General features: G+C 39.5%; 12 protein-coding genes. 8 read left to right on the top strand and 4 right to left on the bottom strand.

Going from position 1 to position 17,460, the window contains the following annotated elements:
• Window positions 1–64: 64 nt before the first annotated feature.
• Window positions 65–970 (bottom strand): hypothetical protein, encoded by a 906-nt coding sequence (locus H4075_RS19795; protein WP_182802543.1) that lies wholly within the window; start codon window positions 968–970, stop codon window positions 65–67.
• Window positions 971–1,611: 641 nt separating this feature from the next.
• Here H4075_RS19795 and H4075_RS19790 point away from each other — a divergent pair.
• The 7 genes from H4075_RS19790 to H4075_RS19760 all read left to right on the top strand — a co-directional run bounded on the left by H4075_RS19790 (window position 1,612) and on the right by H4075_RS19760 (window position 11,998).
• A complete protein-coding gene (locus tag H4075_RS19790; RefSeq protein ID WP_182802542.1) occupies window positions 1,612–2,199 on the top strand; it encodes an RNA polymerase sigma factor in 588 nt (195 codons plus the stop codon).
• A gap of 63 nt (window positions 2,200–2,262) precedes the next feature.
• Window positions 2,263–3,363, top strand: coding sequence for a FecR family protein (locus H4075_RS19785; RefSeq protein WP_182802541.1), 1,101 nt, complete (start codon window positions 2,263–2,265; stop codon window positions 3,361–3,363).
• Between the two features lie 275 nt (window positions 3,364–3,638).
• Entirely contained in the window at window positions 3,639–7,094 is a 3,456-nt protein-coding gene (locus H4075_RS19780) for a SusC/RagA family TonB-linked outer membrane protein (RefSeq protein ID WP_182802540.1), read from the top strand.
• 18 nt (window positions 7,095–7,112) lie between these two features.
• A complete protein-coding gene (locus tag H4075_RS19775; protein WP_182802539.1) occupies window positions 7,113–8,903 on the top strand; it encodes a RagB/SusD family nutrient uptake outer membrane protein in 1,791 nt (596 codons plus the stop codon).
• Window positions 8,904–9,023: 120 nt separating this feature from the next.
• Window positions 9,024–10,253, top strand: a complete 1,230-nt coding sequence (locus H4075_RS19770) for an alkaline phosphatase family protein (protein WP_182802538.1) — start codon at window positions 9,024–9,026, stop codon at window positions 10,251–10,253.
• Window positions 10,254–10,264: 11 nt separating this feature from the next.
• Window positions 10,265–11,071 (top strand): 5'-nucleotidase, lipoprotein e(P4) family, encoded by an 807-nt coding sequence (locus H4075_RS19765; protein WP_182802537.1) that lies wholly within the window; start codon window positions 10,265–10,267, stop codon window positions 11,069–11,071.
• Between the two features lie 18 nt (window positions 11,072–11,089).
• Window positions 11,090–11,998, top strand: a complete 909-nt coding sequence (locus tag H4075_RS19760; RefSeq protein WP_182802536.1) for a metallophosphoesterase family protein — start codon at window positions 11,090–11,092, stop codon at window positions 11,996–11,998.
• A 106-nt stretch (window positions 11,999–12,104) separates the two neighbouring features.
• On the opposite strand, the gene H4075_RS19755 is transcribed toward H4075_RS19760, so the two are convergent.
• From H4075_RS19755 to H4075_RS21720, 3 genes are all read right to left on the bottom strand, one after another.
• On the bottom strand, window positions 12,105–15,059 hold the full coding sequence (locus H4075_RS19755; RefSeq protein ID WP_182802535.1) for a DUF6493 family protein: 2,955 nt from the start codon (window positions 15,057–15,059) through the stop codon (window positions 12,105–12,107).
• Between the two features lie 3 nt (window positions 15,060–15,062).
• A complete protein-coding gene (locus H4075_RS19750; RefSeq protein WP_182802534.1) occupies window positions 15,063–16,406 on the bottom strand; it encodes an SWIM zinc finger family protein in 1,344 nt (447 codons plus the stop codon).
• 97 nt (window positions 16,407–16,503) lie between these two features.
• Entirely contained in the window at window positions 16,504–16,635 is a 132-nt protein-coding gene (locus H4075_RS21720) for a hypothetical protein (RefSeq protein ID WP_255460241.1), read from the bottom strand.
• Window positions 16,636–16,854: 219 nt separating this feature from the next.
• On the opposite strand from H4075_RS21720, the gene H4075_RS19745 reads away from it, so the two are divergent.
• Window positions 16,855–17,430, top strand: a complete 576-nt coding sequence (locus tag H4075_RS19745; protein ID WP_220494802.1) for an ester cyclase — start codon at window positions 16,855–16,857, stop codon at window positions 17,428–17,430.
• The last annotated feature ends 30 nt before the right edge of the window (window positions 17,431–17,460 follow it).

Below are 17,460 nucleotides of genomic sequence, written 5' to 3'. Positions count from 1 at the left end.
GGGCTTTACGTTAAACTATAATGTTTTAAATAGCCTTGTTAAAGGGGGCATTCAGAATAAGCCACTACTCATCTTTTTTATTTAGGGGATCTAGTTTACCAACAAGTTCTTTAAGAAAGCGATCCTTGTTATTTCTATTATATAAATTGTATGTAAGTTTTGCAAAATTTGCTTGGTCAAGACCAAATAGATCAAACAAATGACCAAGTAAAATGTTTTTTTGTTTTTGAGCTTCATTTTTGTCCTTGCTTAAGCTTAGATACGATCCTCTCGCTGTTAACGCTTCAATAAATTCGACAATTATGTATTTACCTTTTGCTTTGTTAAGCTGAAAGGAAGAATATTTATAACTATCATTTTCAAGTTCACTAAGTATTAATCTTGTTTGCATCAGTAACTCATCATAAATTTCAAATCGAATTTGAAAAAGCCACTTAAGGTCTTTTCTTGTTTTTTCTGTCAGCGATAACCACGTATAATGGACTGGGTAAAATTTAGTCGTTGTTTTCCTGACGATGAATGTAGTATTGCCTGCAAACGAGAATTGATTTCGTATCGAGGTATAGTTTCTCATTCCGGACAATTTTGCAATGGTATTATTTAAGACGTTGAGCTTTTCTCGATATAGGGGTATTCCCGTATTGTAATAAGTTTTCAGCAGCTGTTTGTAACACCCGACAATATCATTTCCATAAACTGCTATATAATTTGTCCACTGCCCTTTACTCCCAAAACCTTTTACCTTCACTTTTTTACCACCATTGGTGATGCCTGTGTAAAGCGAATCTGTAATCTCTTGATCTGTTTCGATCTCAATCATATTCAGATTCAATTCCTGATCTAGCTTGTTGATAAATTCAAATGGGTCTTGTTCTATTCTTAGAGTAGAAAAAAAATTTAGAAGGCTTGTCCCATTTATTTTGTCCTCAATTACATTAAAGAAATACTCAATAGGTGGATCTTGATTCATGTTTCATATTTAGTAAAAAATGATTCTTCGAGTTTCTAATAAAACTGCAATAAATGCTCATTATATGATCCTCAATTTAAGCAAACATATTTCACTTTTTGAGCGTGAAAATGGGTCAAAAAAAATGCGTTTTTGTCAGTTCAAAATGACAGCTTATCTTCGTTTCAGCTACATTTTGGCGACAGGATTTGAAAATATTTTTCATAATACTTTGATTTATAAATAGTTAAGTGGTAGGTTCACAACCGGCCCACACCACAAGCCTCAACGAAAGTTGAGGCTTTTTTATTTTCATAATGTCGTGAAACAAGCCACAAGATGGGAGCAGATGAACACAAATGATATAATACAAATTGCACAAATTGGGTTTGTGGAAACGATTGTGCAAAATCATCAAATGCCCTTTTTGCTTCAATGAAGAGTAATACCTTGTGACCCGAAACGACTGTTCTGGCCACTCAATCCTCATGACTACGCTTCTGTAATAACCCGCAACCCCCAAAAGGAAAACGGTGGATGATGTATGCTTTTAATTACCTGATTATGCGCTTGTCAATAACAAGCGAAGGGATGTTTTATTCTTAATAATAAGATGACCTTGTGTTCAGGTATCCGTTTTTTAATGCTTTTATTTTTACAGCATGAATAGTGCAGGTAAACAGGTAAACGATTTATTTCTGGAAGTAACTGCCACTGGCAACATGAAAGCGTATGAACAGCTGTATCATATTGTATGCAGCCGGCTCATCCATTTTTCTGCTTCTATCTGCGGATCATTTCATTTGGCAGAAGAAGTTGTATCAGATGTGTTTGTCTCCATCTGGCAAAAAAGGGAACAGTTGACCGGGGTTGAAAATCCAAAAGTGTATCTCTACGTGTGTACAAAAAACCGCACCATTAACGCCATGAAAAGGAAACAGCTCCACGTTGTTCCTTTTGATACCTTTTATACAGAGGCTTTGTCAATTGTTCCTGATGTAGAAGAACATCTTTTATCTTCACAGGTAGCACGTAAAATTGAAACGGCCATCAGCAGCCTCCCTCCCCGCTGCCAGCTGATCTTTCGTTTGATCAAGATGGATGGATTACAATACAAAGAAGTGGCAGAACTGCTGGATATTTCTTCTAAAACAGTAGATGCGCAATTAACCATCGCCGTTAAAAGAGTGGCAGACACCATTCGTCTCGATATGTCGGATGAACTCATTGCAGACTTCCTTCGCAGCTAATAATTTTTTTCAAATTCTTTAGGGAGTTTTTTCTGTTACTGCTGTCCTTCTTAATCAGCAACTATGCAAGACAAATCAGAAACTGAAAAAATATGGAATCTCATGGCCAAAAAACTGGCCGGAGAAATAACGCATGAAGAAGAGGAAGATCTGCGTGTTTTATTACAGGAGCATTCGTATGTGTCTTATGTAGATGAAGTGCTTGCAGGCGATTGGAAAGAAACATACAACTACTATCAGCCTGGTAAAGTTGAATCGCTTTATGAACAACATCAGCAACGCTTAGCAAATGCTGTGGATGAAAACAGTAGTGAGGAAGAATTGATCGTTGAACCGGTAAAGCAGGGAAAACTGGGAAGCATGTGGCGATATGCTGCTGCAGCCTGCATTGCAGCTTTATTGTTTGCAGCCTGGCAATGGTGGCCTTCATCAAGTGATGACAAGCAAGCAATTGTTTATGGGCAACAGTTGGTCACACAAAAGGGTTCACGTTCGCAGATTGTATTACCCGATGGATCAAAAGTTTGGTTGAATGCAGGCAGTACACTCGATTATCCCAAACAGTTCAATGGTAAAACAAGGGCGGTACAACTGGAGGGCGAAGCTTATTTTGAAGTGGCGAAAAATACGAAACAACCTTTTATTGTACACACAAAAACATTCGACATAAAAGTATTGGGCACAGGTTTCAATGTAAGAGCATACCCCGGTGAAGACAGTGCCGTAACCTCTCTTGTTCATGGCTCAGTAGAAGTGATCACAGGTGGAAAAGAAAAAAGAAGCATCCTGTTAAAGCCAAATGAAAAAATAACACTCTCAACAACAATCATAGCACAGGAAGCGACGACGGAAACCGGGCTGCAGGAAACAGTTTTGCTGAATACCCTACCTGAGAAAATGATGTTAATTGATGATACAGTACAGCAGGAAACTGCCTGGGTAAAAAACCAACTTGCTTTTAAAAAAATGCCGTTGGTAAAAGTTGCGCTCTTACTGGAGAATTGGTTTGGAGCAGAGATCAGGTTCAGAAATGAAGATAAAAAGGCGCTCCATTTTACAGGTGTGTTTGAAGGACAGAGTCTCGATGAAATATTAGGAATACTGGAAGCAACCGGAACTTTTCATTATACAAAAGACAGTAACGGTATTATATGGATCGAGTAAGAACGTGAACTCTTTTATTATTATTCACAACCAAAACAACTGCAACATGACACAATCACCACTGTTTACTTAACTCAGAAAAGATCAACGTCATTAGCTAAATAAAAAACGGGAAATGTTTGCCCATTCCCCGTTGGATCATTGGCTATTGATACTGTTTTGTCTTGACGTTCGCCACAATATTATTTAACCAACAACAACTCAAAGGTATGCAAAAAAGCCTACTGGTAAGATGGCTGCGCCCCGGGCGGAGCTATGGTAAATTGCTTCTCATCATGAAATGCTCAGTTTTCTTTTTGTTTGTTTTCTGTATGCAGGTAAGTGCCACAGGGTTCTCACAGAAAATTTCCATGAAAATTTCAAGAGTGAGTCTGGAAAAGGCATTTGATCTCATTGAAAAAGAAACAAATTTCAGGTTTGTTTATAACGATGATTATCTCCCACCTAATAAAAAGATCAGCCTCGAGGCAAAGGATCTCACCATCACACAACTCCTTGCAGAGGTACTCAACAATACCAATCTCGGTTACAGGATGATGGGGAACAACCTCGTAGTGATTGCTCCCGTTGGCTCCGAAAACAAAGATGTAACTGTTTCCGGCAAAGTATTGAATGGTATGGGGGAGCCGCTCGCTGCTGTAAGTGTGCAATTAAAAAATTCAAGCATCGGAACAACAACAAATGCGAAAGGAGAGTTTGAATTAAAAGTACCGGAAAATGCAGTGCTCCTTTTTTCATTTATTGGTTATACAACACAGGAAATTGCAGTAGATGGAAGAACATCCCTTTTCATTACAATGGAAGCTGTGGAGAAAACAATGAATGAAGTGGTAGTGGTGGGGTATGGTATGCAAAAGAAAGTAAATGTTACCGGTGCGGTTGATCAGATTTCGGGAAAGGAGTTAGCAAAAAGACCCATCGCCAATGTGTTTCAGGGATTACAAGGACTTAGCCCCGGTCTTAACATTACTTATTCCGGTGGAAGACCCGGCACTACACCTGCTATTAATGTACGTGGTATCACAACACTTACAGGAGGCGGTGCTGCTCCCCTGATTGTGATCGATGGTATTGCATCGGCTACTGATGATATTCTTCGTCTAAATCCTTCCGACATTGCATCAATTACAGTGCTTCGTGATGCAGCATCTGCAGCTATCTATGGGGCACGTGCTTCGTTTGGAGTTGTGTTAATTACAACCAAGCAAGGAGCAAGTGGTGGAAAGCAACGCATCAGTTATAATAATTATTTTTCATGGTCACGTCGTACTGTAATGCCCGACATGGTGACCGATCCTTATATCTATTCAAGAGTATTAGAAACATCTACTGATAACACACCTTGGGATTATGTAAACTATTCCGACTATCATTATCAATGGGCGAAAGACCGTTCAGATAATCCGGGAGTAGAAGATACCCGTGTCGATCCCAACAATCCAAACAGATGGATGTACATGGGTAACAATAACTGGAACGACTATTTCTTTAATAAAACAAGTCTTTCACAAAACCACAGTCTTTCATTCAGCGGCGGCTCTGAGATATCAAAAGGAAAACCGTTCAGCTATTTGGTTTCTTCAGATTTCACCAAAGAAAATGGTTTGAACAAATTAGCCAGGGATGATTGGAGACGTTATGGATTAAGGGCACGTTTAAATTTTACACCTGTTAAAGGATTAAAGATTGATAACAACCTGAATATTTATCAAACAACTTCTTCTTCACCCAGCTATAACATCACTGATCTTTATTATCTGCAACCAACAGATGTAGCAAAAAATCCTGATGGTACATGGGCTAATACAGGCGCAGGAAGATTGGGTGCTAAACTCACGAATGGCGGACGTTATGAACAGGATCGTTTTGGTTTTCAGAATATTTTTAAAGGCACTGCCAGTTTCTTAAACAACGACCTGCAGGTTACAGCAAGTGCAAGTTTCAAAAGAGAACTCTGGAAATACAATACAGATTATCAAAAGTATAAGATTGGTTATGGGCCCGATGATATAAGAGAAGAAGGAGGTAGTGGTTCTGTTACGATCCGTAATGGAAATGTAAAGCACGATGTATTTGATCTCTATGCAAATTATACAAAGCGCATAGCAGCCAATCATGAATTCAGATTGCTTGCCGGGCTTAACCAGGAAGAATATATCTGGTCGTATGAACAGGCTTCAAGAGATGTGTTGGTTTCGTCTTCGCTTCCTTATATAGCACTAACTACCGGCACAGCAAATATTGCAGCAGATTATACAACCTATGCCTTACGCAGTGCTTTTGGCCGTATTAATTATACGTTTAAGGATCGGTATATTATTGAAGCAAATGGCCGGAAAGATGGTTCATCCCGTTTTCCGAAAGAACGCCGTTATGGTTTTTTCCCTTCTGTTTCAGTTGCGTGGATAGCGAGCGATGAACCAATACTGCAATCACTCACAAAGTATTTGCCTACAATTAAATTCCGTGCTTCATACGGCGATCTCGGTAATCAGAGTGTGAGCGATTTTGGTTATATCCAAACCTTGCCAACAACAAGATCATCTTATTTGATCAATGGCGTTTTTCCAACGATCGTATCGGGTGCTCCTTTATTACGTGTAGATCCTGATACTTACACATGGGAAAAAGTGAGAACCTTTAACGTAGGTACAGATATCGGGTTAGTAGATAATAAGATACTGCTTGGTTTTGATTATTATATCCGGCAAACAATTGGCATGTTAGGACCTGTTTCCGAATTGCCGGGTGTTTTAGGAACAAGTGCACCAACACAAAACGTTGCTGATCTTGCAACCAAAGGATTTGAATTAACAGCAGCTTACCGTGATAACTTCACGATTGCTTCTAAGCCATTTAGTTTTGGCGCAAAATTTATTCTTTCTGATTCACGCACAAAGATCACCAAGTATAAGAATGATCTTTTACTGTTGAACAACTGGCGCAAAGGCCAATACATTGGTGAGATATGGGGCTTACAGAACGATGGCTATTTCAAAACACAAGCCGAGATCAACAATCTCAATCAATCGGCAATTGTTCCCTGGGGCGCATTGAGTATTGTAGAAGGATGGCCAAAATATATCGATCAGAATAAGGATAATAAGATCACACTCGGGAATACACAAACCAACCCCGGCGATTTAAAAATAATTGGTGATAACAGTACACGTTTCCGTTTTGGTCTTAATCTCGATATGGATTGGAATGGCTTTGATCTTTCTTTGTTCATACAAGGTGTAGGTAAAAAAGATTTTTATCCGCATCACTATTTGTTTTGGGGGCCTTACCAACAACCATATGCAGGCATCTATCCATGGAATCTGAATTATTACAGGGGAAGTTCTGAAACAGGAACAGATAGAGACAGGCACTCTAAATCTTATATAGCAGCAGGGCTTGCCGATGCAAATACAAATTCATATTTCCCGGTATTACAGTCATGGTTAGCCGATAATAATTATGGTTCAGGTTTGGATATTGCGCAAACAAAGTATTTGTTGAATGCTGCTTACATACGGTTAAAAAACCTTACTGCAGGTTACACCTTACCTGCTTCGCTCACAAAACGATATAAGATCAATCGCCTGCGGGTATTTGTTACAGGAGAAAACCTGTTTGAGTTTTCTGAGATCAAAAAATATTTTGATCCGGAAGCTGTGGCCGATGGTTATGGTTGGGCTTATCCTTTCCAACGCAAATATGCAGTGGGTCTTAATCTCGATTTCTAAGTAGTTAAAATTCTGAAAATGAAAAAAAGTAACCTTTATATATTGCTCTGTTGCGTGGTAATGATAGCGGCCACAGCATGTAAGAAAAACTTTATGGACCGCTATCCGCAGACTTCTATTCCACCAGATCTGTTTTTTAAATCGGAAGAAGATCTGTCTTTATACATTAACGGATTGCTTTCATTACCGGGTAGAGACAATTATGTAAGCGATCAAAATACGGATGATAAAGCAACCACTGCTGCAGTGGAAATAAAATCGATCATGACGGGTGCTCCCACTTCACAGACGATTACAGGCGGTTGGAGTTGGGGACGCTTGCGGAATATTAATTACTTTCTTCAGAATTACAGCCGTGCTGCTGTTGCGCAGGAAGTGAAAGATCATTACGCAGGATTAGCCAGGTATTACAGGGCAGAATTTTATATGGGCATGGTGAAACGGTTTTCTGATGTGCCCTGGTATTCGAAAGCACTCAATCCAAGTGACACTGTTGAACTATATAAACATCGTGATCCACGTGCACTTATTATGGATAGTGTAATGGCCGATCTTGAATTTGCTTCTACGCATGTAAGAGAATCTGTTCCAACAGGCACGCCGGGTAAGTGGGTTGTAAAACTGGTCTATGCACGCATTGCTTTATACGAAGGCACTTACCGCAGGTATCATCCGGAATTAAATCTCCAAAGCACAGCAACTGGTTTTCTGCAAAAAGCAGCGCAGGTTGCTAATGAAATTATCGTATCAGGCAAGTTTCAATTACATAGCGACTATGCTGCTTTGTTTACAAGTGCAAGTCTTGCTGGAAACAAAGAAGTAATACTGTCAAATATCTATGACCAGGATTTGGGAAGAAGTGGAGGCAATAATGGTGTGATCAATAATTATGAACAATCACCATCACGTGATCTTGTGCAAACTTATTTAATGAAAGATGGCAGCAGGTTTACTGATCAGCCCGGCTATGCAACCTTCAGTTATGTACAGGAATTTCAAAACAGGGACCCTCGTCTTTCCCAGGCGTTGATGCCTCCGGGAATTATTCTTGCTCCTAATACACTTCCATATGTGTTGCGTTTGAACAGGAACTTTACCGGTTATCATCAGTTGAAAGGTTATATCAACTCAACCGATGCAAAAGTGATCAACAACGTCGATTTTCCCAGCTATCGCTACGCAGAAGTGTTGTTAACCTATGCTGAATCGATGGCTGAATTAGGAACCATTACTCAAGCTGATCTTGACAAGACGGTTAATCTTTTAAGAACAAGAGCAGGTATTACAACAGCACTTAACTTAAGTTGGGCCAACGGAAATGCAGATCCTTTACTGTCAGCAAAATATCCTGATGTAACAGGAGCGAATAAAGGAGTGATCCTGGAAATACGTCGTGAAAAAAGAGTGGAGTTTGCAGCAGAAGGTTATCGGTTTGATGATCTCATGAGATGGCATGCAGGTAAAGAGCTGGAGAAAATTCCGGTAGGGATCTATTTTCCGGGACTTGGTAAATATGATCTCACAGGTGATGGCATTGAAGATATTATTCTCGTTGATAAATCTGCATCAGTTCCTCCTGCTATTACTGCTGAAACAAATTCATTAGGAATTAAACTGGTTTATTATAAAGCAGGAAGCTTTGGTGAAAGTGCAACAGTGTACCTTAAAAACGGGAACAGTGGGGGTGTAACGATTACAGATAATAAGGTTCGGCAATTTATTGATCCGAAATATTACTACAGGCCAATTCCTTTTAATCAAATGACTTTAAATCCAAATCTTGGTCCACAGCTTTTTGGCTGGGAGTAAGTCGGTAAACTGAGCAGTTAGTTATGGAATATACGGAAGCCTTATTCTTATTGCTTCCCTGTTTCTAAACCTTTGATCAGTTCTTAATTACCTTGAAAATTGGAATTATTATTATACTATATGAAAAGAATTTGCATTCTTCTGCTTGCAGTTTGCATCAGCACAATTGTATTTGCTCAAAAGAAAAAGAAAGCGGTGTTTATTATTGTTGATGGCATCCCTGCTGATGTACTAGAAAAAATAAACACTCCCATGCTCGACAGTATTGCGAAAGTTGGTGGTTACAGCCGAATACATGTTGGTGGAGAGAAAGGTGGGTATTCGCAAACACCAACTATCTCTGCAGTTGGTTACAACAGTTTACTTACTGGTACCTGGGTGAATAAACACAATGTATGGGACAATGATATTGCAGCACCGAATTATAATTATCCTACTATTTTCCGTTTGCTGAAAACGCAATCGCCACAAAAGAAAATAGCTGTATTCTCCAGCTGGCTCGATAACAGAACAAAACTTGCAGGAGATGGATTGCCTGCTACACAACAATTAAAAGTCGATTATCATTTTGATGGACTTGAATTGGATACAGTGACTTATCCGCACGACAGAGAAAAAAAGTACATGAACCGGATCGATGAGGCAGTAGCCGGAAAAGCAGCTGACTGTATACAAAACGAAAGCCCCGATCTTTCATGGGTGTATTTGGAATATACAGATGATATGGGTCATCGCTATGGCGACAGTAAACAGTTTTATGATGCTGTTGAACTAATGGATAAACAAGTTGGCCGAGTATGGCAGGCAGTTCAATATCGTATGAAACATTTTAATGAAGACTGGCAGATCTATATTACAACCGATCATGGTCGTGATGCAGCAACGGGAAAAGGACATGGTGGTCAATCAGAGCGGGAACGTACCACATGGATCGTTACAAATGCCAAAGGGCTTAACGGTTATTTTAAAAGTGGCAAAGCAGCAATCGTTGATATCATGCCTTCTATTGCTTCTTTCATGGATATCTCCATTCCAAAAGAACAGCTAATGGAAATTGATGGCATTTCATTGACAGGCAATTTATCGGTAACTGAAATGGATGTACGTTATGAGAACGGAACAATACTGCTTAACTGGAAAGGAGTTGCCAACAAAGGGAAACTAAAAGTTTGGCTTTCAACCTCCAATCATTATAAAACAGGCGGTAAAGATCAATATGAATTGATGCAAACTGTTCCCACTCAAAAAGGAAAGACAATCATCAATGTAAAAGAGAAGCCTTCTGCATTTTATAAACTCGTCATTGAAGCGCCTCATAATTTTTTAAACCGCTGGATACTTATTCCATGAAACCGATGTACATGTTTAAACGTTCAACTGTATTTACTTTTTTGATTATTCTTCTATCTGCCTGCAAGGTTCAAAATAAAATTGCAATTGTTAACCATGAAGCACCTGTTGTTTTACAGGGCCCGGCCTGGGCAGCAGCATGGCAACAAAAAGCAGGCGAATACAAAGCCTTGTGCTACCAGGCTTATAACCTTGCACAAATGAGGTTGGATTTTTTATTACAAAGACAATACAATAAACCGGTTGCTATTGTAACAGATATTGATGAAACCGTTTTGGATAACAGTCCTTACCAGGTGCACCAGGCAATACAGAATGCTGAATACAGCGATTCATCGTGGATTGAATGGACAAATAAGGTTGACTGCGATACAGTTCCCGGTGCTCGTTCTTTTTTGTCATATGCAAAAAGTAAAGGTGTTGCTGTTTTTTATATTACTAACCGGCTCGAAAAAGAAAGGGCTGCTACGTTAAAAGATTTGCAGCGATGGAATTTCCCTGATGCAACCGATGATCATTTAACAATGAAAACCACAACATCCGGAAAGGAAACAAGGAGAAAACAGGTAGCTGATCATTATGAAATTTTATTGCTGCTTGGAGATAATCTCAGCGACTTCAGTGAGGTCTTTGATAAAAAACCATTGGAAGAACGTAACAACAACACAGAGAATAACGCCTCTTTGTTTGGAAGTAAATTTATTGTGCTGCCTAATGCTATGTATGGCGATTGGGATGGTGCCATTTATAGGTTCCAATACGATCTGCCTGCTGCTGAAAAAGAAAAGATCATTCTGAAGTCATTAAAAAAATATTGAGAATAAAACAACAAACAAATGGATAGACGGGAATTATTAAAACAGATCGGTTTAAGTGCAGGTGCTGTTGCATTAGGCGGAACAAGTTCTGTTTTACATGCAGAAGAAAATGTGGTTAAAAGGAAAAGGGTTTTGCGTATAGCACATATAACTGATGTACATATACGCCCCGAAGAAAATGCGCCTGCCCGTTTTGTGCAATGTCTGGAAGAAATAAAAAAGCATAAGGTTGATTTTTTCCTGAATGGAGGTGATACAATATTTGCTGCTGATTACAGTGACATTAAACGTGAGCGTGTGAATGAGCTGTGGGATATCTGGATGCAAACATCGCAGGCAATTTCCGATTTTGAAATACATAGTTGTCTTGGCAATCATGATATGTGGTGGGCTGCACCTAATAAAGAAGATGCAATGCATGGGAAAGATTATGTTGTAAAACAGCTGGGCATTCCGGGACGTTACTACAGTTTTGACAAAAAAGGCTGGCATTTTATTATCCTCGACAGCAATAATAAAAATGCAGGTTCATTAGATGATGAACAACGGAAGTGGCTGGAAAAAGATCTTGCCGGTCTTTCACCCAATACACCCGTTATGTGTATGAGTCATTATCCTATTCTTGCTGTTTGCACACATGTGGTAGGAGGTAATCATACAGATTCACCCTATATCACCGAACTTTTTTACAAGCATCTTGATAAGAAAATATGTTGTTTAAGCGGGCACATTCATTTGGAAGATTGTGCAGTTTATAACAATGTACAGTTTTATTGCAATGGATCGATGAGTGGATTCTGGTGGGGCGAAGGCGATAAGGAATCAGCAGGGAAAGGTTACTATAAGCAAACGCCTCCGGGCTATGCAATTATTGATTTGTTTGATGATGGGAGTGTAAGCAATCAATATATTCCTCACCGCTATTGATACACTGAACTTTTTTTAAAGGGAAAGATAAGCATTACTGTTCTTTTTTTTCGGGAGAACAGCAAGCATTTCATAATGAATTTGCTACAAGTTGGAACGTTTGAACCTAAATGGCTGAAATATTCTGAATACTTTCTGTTAGTTTTTTGAGGCTTGCGATTTTATGCCAGCAGCTCATTTTTTCTATAACAATTGGGTGGGTAACTGTAGCAGCTTCTTTGAGTAGTAGTTCGTGATAGATTTGCAGAAGGCGCTTTAAATTCTTTATTCCTTCGTCAGGCAGTTCGGTAAGTATGTATTCGATTAGCTGTATTAAACTTCTGTTGTGTTGGTTAGAAATACCTGTTAACTGCTGATCAACAAGATCTGTGAAACGTTTGAGCGGTGCAAATTCAATGCGTTCATGTTTGCCGATAATAGAACCTAAAAGCTGATTATTTATTTCATTTTTAGCTACGGCTTTGATCCAGGTTTCGCCGGCAATGTTCAGAACTGTTTTATCGGAAGCGAGCATGCAGGTGCCGAGAAAGAGGTAACCTGTTTCGTTAAAGCGCCCCCATAATTCATAGACACAACGAATGCTGTTTGCTACAATCCGCTTATCTGTTTCGCTAAAGAAGGTAGGGTGCGATAAACAATGATTTATCAGCTCGGCAAGAAAGGGTTCAGTATTATTGGGTATGAGATAAAGAATGCGTTGGATATCGTTTTCAATCGAAAGCCATTGTGACCTGATCTTGAAAAAATCGAAGAGTAAAGGTTCTTCTTCGGCAGCCTGTTTTGTTTGACCAAAAATGGAGGATACAAATTTTGACAAACCCGTTGCTGCTTTTTGTGTTTTTTTCTCGATGTGTATTTTCAACAGCTTGCGACTGTCGATATACTCTACGCTTTTCTGTTTTTGATAATCGTATCGCTGATTTTTATACTCTTCCTGAACTGATTGCCAAGGGAACTGACCCGTAAAAATTGCAAACGGGTATTTGTAATAGGCGAACGAAGAAAATGCCGGGTATGTAAGTTTGTTTGCCAAAGCTAATGAGCTGCACATCCAAACTACCTGACTGTTGAAAGGGGGTTGTGGTTCTTTTTCTTTTCCGAATAAAAATAATGCGATGTGTTTGAGCTCGCCCTGCAGTTTTGCTTCGGCCGCTTCGATGGCTGCTGTTGTGTTTGCTAAATTGCAGCGGGAGATGGCAACCTGGAAATCGATGGAATCGGGATATTTACCGGCCTGCTGATACAGTACCAGTTTATTGACCAGCGTAAGCGGTTCGATGTGACAGGGTGCATGTGTTATGGTGCTGAGCAAGGGCAAAGAATCGTTGGATTTTATCTTTTGCAATGCCAGCAGTAAAAGCAATTTGTGTGGTTTGTAGAATGGGTCTTTGAAATAATTTTCCCAGCTTTCCAGGTAAGAGGTTTTAGGATCGATGGCAGTCCATCTTTTGATTTCATTGCCATCTTTCTGGTCAAATTTTTCAAACAGCTGTTGAAGTATTTTAGTTTCACCCGGATATTTACGAGTATAATAAATACAAACATCAATAAAAAATGTAGCGAGTATTTGATCGAGATTTCCCTGTAATGGAGAATAAGAGTTACCGACCGTTTTTAAAGCACGTTGCAGTGCCGGTTCCAGTTTGTTGATATTTGACCCGTTAAGCAGCCTGTTCATTTGCAGAAGAGAAGCGGGAAGCATATCGATATGCCAAGGCTCATGGTTATCGAAAGCCTGGCTTGCAAAAAACACAAGATCATCTATTGTTTCAACAACAGTAACAGATGCTTTTACCTCTTCTGTATAGTTGTATTGATTTTCGATTGCCGTTTCTATTGTATCGTTAACTGACTGTTCGTGAAAGGCAGGAATTTCATGCAGTACTGATACGGCTGACTGCAGCATGCTACCTTTATAAGATGCCAACTGTGAATAGTATGAAGTAGCCAACTGTGCACTGCAAGTTTTAATAATTTTGGCTGCTCTGCGTTGAATATCTTCATCGTTACGAATAAAAACATGAAGCAATGATTCACAAACCTGCTCCTGTAATTCCTTTTCCTTTTTTATAATTTTTTCGAGTAATGCGATCGTGTTTATAAGCACATTCCTTGTATCGGAAGCTAGCAGCACCGGAGTGTTGTCAATAAATGAACGATTGTCAAAATCTTTGTGTACAACAATTTTTTTGAAGAACTGTAAAGAAGTGTTTACCGCTTTACTATGTGGTGAGCTGAGTACTGTCATGAATGGCGCTTGCAATTCAAGAACTTCTTCGGGCAATGGCTCTAATGCAAATAATAATTCGCAAAACCATCCTGATAGCTGTTTATTAAAATTTCTGTTGGTAGCATATATCGTTTCTTGCAGCAATCGTTTTCTTTCTATACGACCTTCATTACAATATGTTTTTAAAAGGGGTACCCAGCCTGTTTCAGTTTTTGTAACATCGGAACCATAATGCAGCCATCGGTCGGAATAATGTATGCCTGATTCAACTTCAAATAGATACCAAATGTGTGTTGCTAATGTTTCGGGGTATATTAATACATTCTCTGGCTGGTAAATTGCCCTGTTGCTATCCCTATTGAAAATAAACTGGGGTAATATTTTAGCAACGAGTTCTTTTGATGGCTGTAGTAAACCCTTCGTTGAAAGGTTCATCACAAGCCGGTAGTTTAAGGTATAGGCAACAAAATCCAATTTTGCAAGATCGTTTACGAATTCGCTGAACCAATCGGGGCAGTACCAGCCGAGTATTTGTGTAAGATATTTTTCGTCGAGAATGGCAGAAGGATAGCCTGTTTTAGTAAACTCCTTTTTATTATAACATACGAAAGCAGTGATAAGCAAAATATCTCTTTGCTTTTCGTTGGCTTTTTGTTTGTAATTATAAGAACCGGTAATTGTTTTGTCTTCGTAATAATCAAGATATTCTTTGCTGATTGCTTTTAGCCCTGCTGCGATGTTGCGTTTGTCTTCATTGGATAAGTGCTGTAGAAAAGGTATAAGCACATCGGATTTTGATTTTGCCAGAATTTCTTTAAACTGTTGGAGCATAACTTAAGAATAGGTGAGCATTTTTTTTACAGCCAGTACATGTTTGCAGGGGCCTCTTTCGCCCTGATGCCTGCTGAACCATGTACAGGTACAACGTGCTTTGTCGGCTTCAAGAAGCACTAAGTGCTGAACGCCGCTACCTAGTACGTTTGCTTCTATACGATTGTCTTTTTTTGAGATAATGACGACCTTATTATCGGCCAATAGTTTTTCTGCATCTTTCATTCTTGGATTAAGACTCAGAATACGTTTTAATTTAAAAGGCAATCGTCTGTAATAGAATTGCCGGTCGTCGAGATCGTAACCCAACATACCCATAGCAGATAGCCGGCCCGCAAGGTTATCTATTTTAGAAAATGATAGTCCTTCGTTAACAGCGAGCAAAGCCGGATTGAAAACCTGATTTGCGTAGCTGTAACCATCCATTGCTTCAATTAAATTATCCGGCATGTCTTCAATGAGCGACTCCAATCCAGCACCTTCACCGGAAAATCCACGCCATGTATCTCTTGAAATAGACAAACTAAACCGAAGTCTTCCGAAATATAGTTGCCAGGTTGTTGCCTGCATTGATGTATGCGGAAATATTCTGAGTTCATCTGCAAATGCCAGTAATGGTTCTATCAGTTTTAAACGTTGAACACCACCTACACAAATGGCGTTTTGAGATTGAATGGGAGAGAAAGTTGGCTTATTACCTCTCATTACCAGAAAGTAATCGGCTTTGGGTTTTCCTGTTGGAATTGTTTGAAACAATTGTAAAGCCTGCATTTTTGTGAGCCTCAGCTGTTGCTCTGATTCAGACATATACAATTGCACGGTAGTTAATCCTTTGATCCACTTTTCGGGTAGTGGCACTTTACGCTCAACAATCTTTTCATTTCCTTTTTCAATACTTACTTCTTTCTTGCCTACAGCTAACAAAACACGTTCTGACCTGGCAATCTTACTTAATGCTGAAATCATCGGTTGATTAAAATCAACATTGGTTGTACCGTTATCAGGAAACTCTCCTTCATACCCGCCAGGTAAAATATCCACCCTTGCATAAACACCTGCACAGTGAGAGAAGCCTTCAAAACGGATGGTTTCATTTCCCGCTGTAACGATCGGGTCTTTCAATTTAGCAATTTCAAACGGCGAAAGATTAAAGCTTGACTGTACAACATTTGAAAGCGTAATCAAGCACCTTGCAGTTATATAGGGATCGGCCAAATGTCCCCAGAAAAAGCAGGGTGCTTCTTTTTTCTGGAGCTCACTAAATTTTGCGAGGAACAGTTCATCATTATCCGCATTTTTTACAAGCTGCGAAGGAGAATGATATTTATAGGTAATGGTATCAGACATAGAATTGATTCAGCTTAAAAGTAATTACAAGCTTGTAATTAGAAAATTTATTTTTCCCGTAACTCATTTTACGAGCTTCGGTTTTAATAAAGGCCAATTACCCCCTCTGCTCTTTCAAAAATTTCATCAGCATCGCATCATACAACTCCTGCAGATCCGTGCTCACACAGGGCTGCCATTCATCCGTTAAACGGTTATACACTTCTGTTGCATCGATGGCAGCAAACAATCTGTAACCAAACGTTTTGTTGTGCAGGCAGGTATATGTCAGATGTTAAAACCGGCTCCAGATAATATACATCTTACCGGCTATTGTGCAACAGCGTGATTGCAAGGCACAGGTAAATTGCATCCGCAAAGAATAGGTTGAAGATGCTTTCGGTGAGCGTTTACAGCTGCTTCCCAAAGCCAAACTCATTTAGCTTTCTGTTGAACAAAAAAAATATCGATGCGAACGTTAATCACCGTTTTAATTATTGTTATGATAACCCCTCGTTTATCTATGGCTCAACATCCTGCTTCTGCAACAGCACCGACTGATTTACCTGCACCTGTTTCTGCAGAACTTGCCGGTACTGTTTCATCTGTCAAGTCACCAAAAGAAATCGTCAAAGACTTTTTAAGCCAGGTACGTTCAGGATTGTACCCTGAAAAAGCCGGTGCGTATATGGCCGATACTGTTCTGGCGCACCAAATTAATTCTGAAAATCCGGTCACTGTCCGTCGCACGCCTGCAAACTATACCGCTCACGTAAGAGAGTTCCTTACACTGTTTGGACGATTTGAATTTGAGATTACTGAATTGCTGGCTGAGGACGATAAAGTGTATGCCCGCTGGATACAGAAGGGAATCCATCAGTCGGCAATTGATAATTATGAACCTACAGGTTTACCGCTCATCGAATTCACCAGCGCCGTTTATCGTGTAGAGAAAGAAAAAATTGTTGAATACTGGATACAAAGTGATCGGCAGGGGATGGATGAGCAATTGAAAAAAAATGCTGTGCTAGCTTCCGGTAAATAAGGATACTAGGAAAGTGGTGTGAACCCTACT

Origin of the sequence: Lacibacter sediminis, assembly GCF_014168535.1 — a bacterium.
Lineage (GTDB): Bacteria > Bacteroidota > Bacteroidia > Chitinophagales > Chitinophagaceae > Lacibacter > Lacibacter sediminis.
The sequence above is the reverse complement of the archived record's forward strand: the minus strand, read 5'-3'. Positions and strand labels throughout refer to the sequence as shown.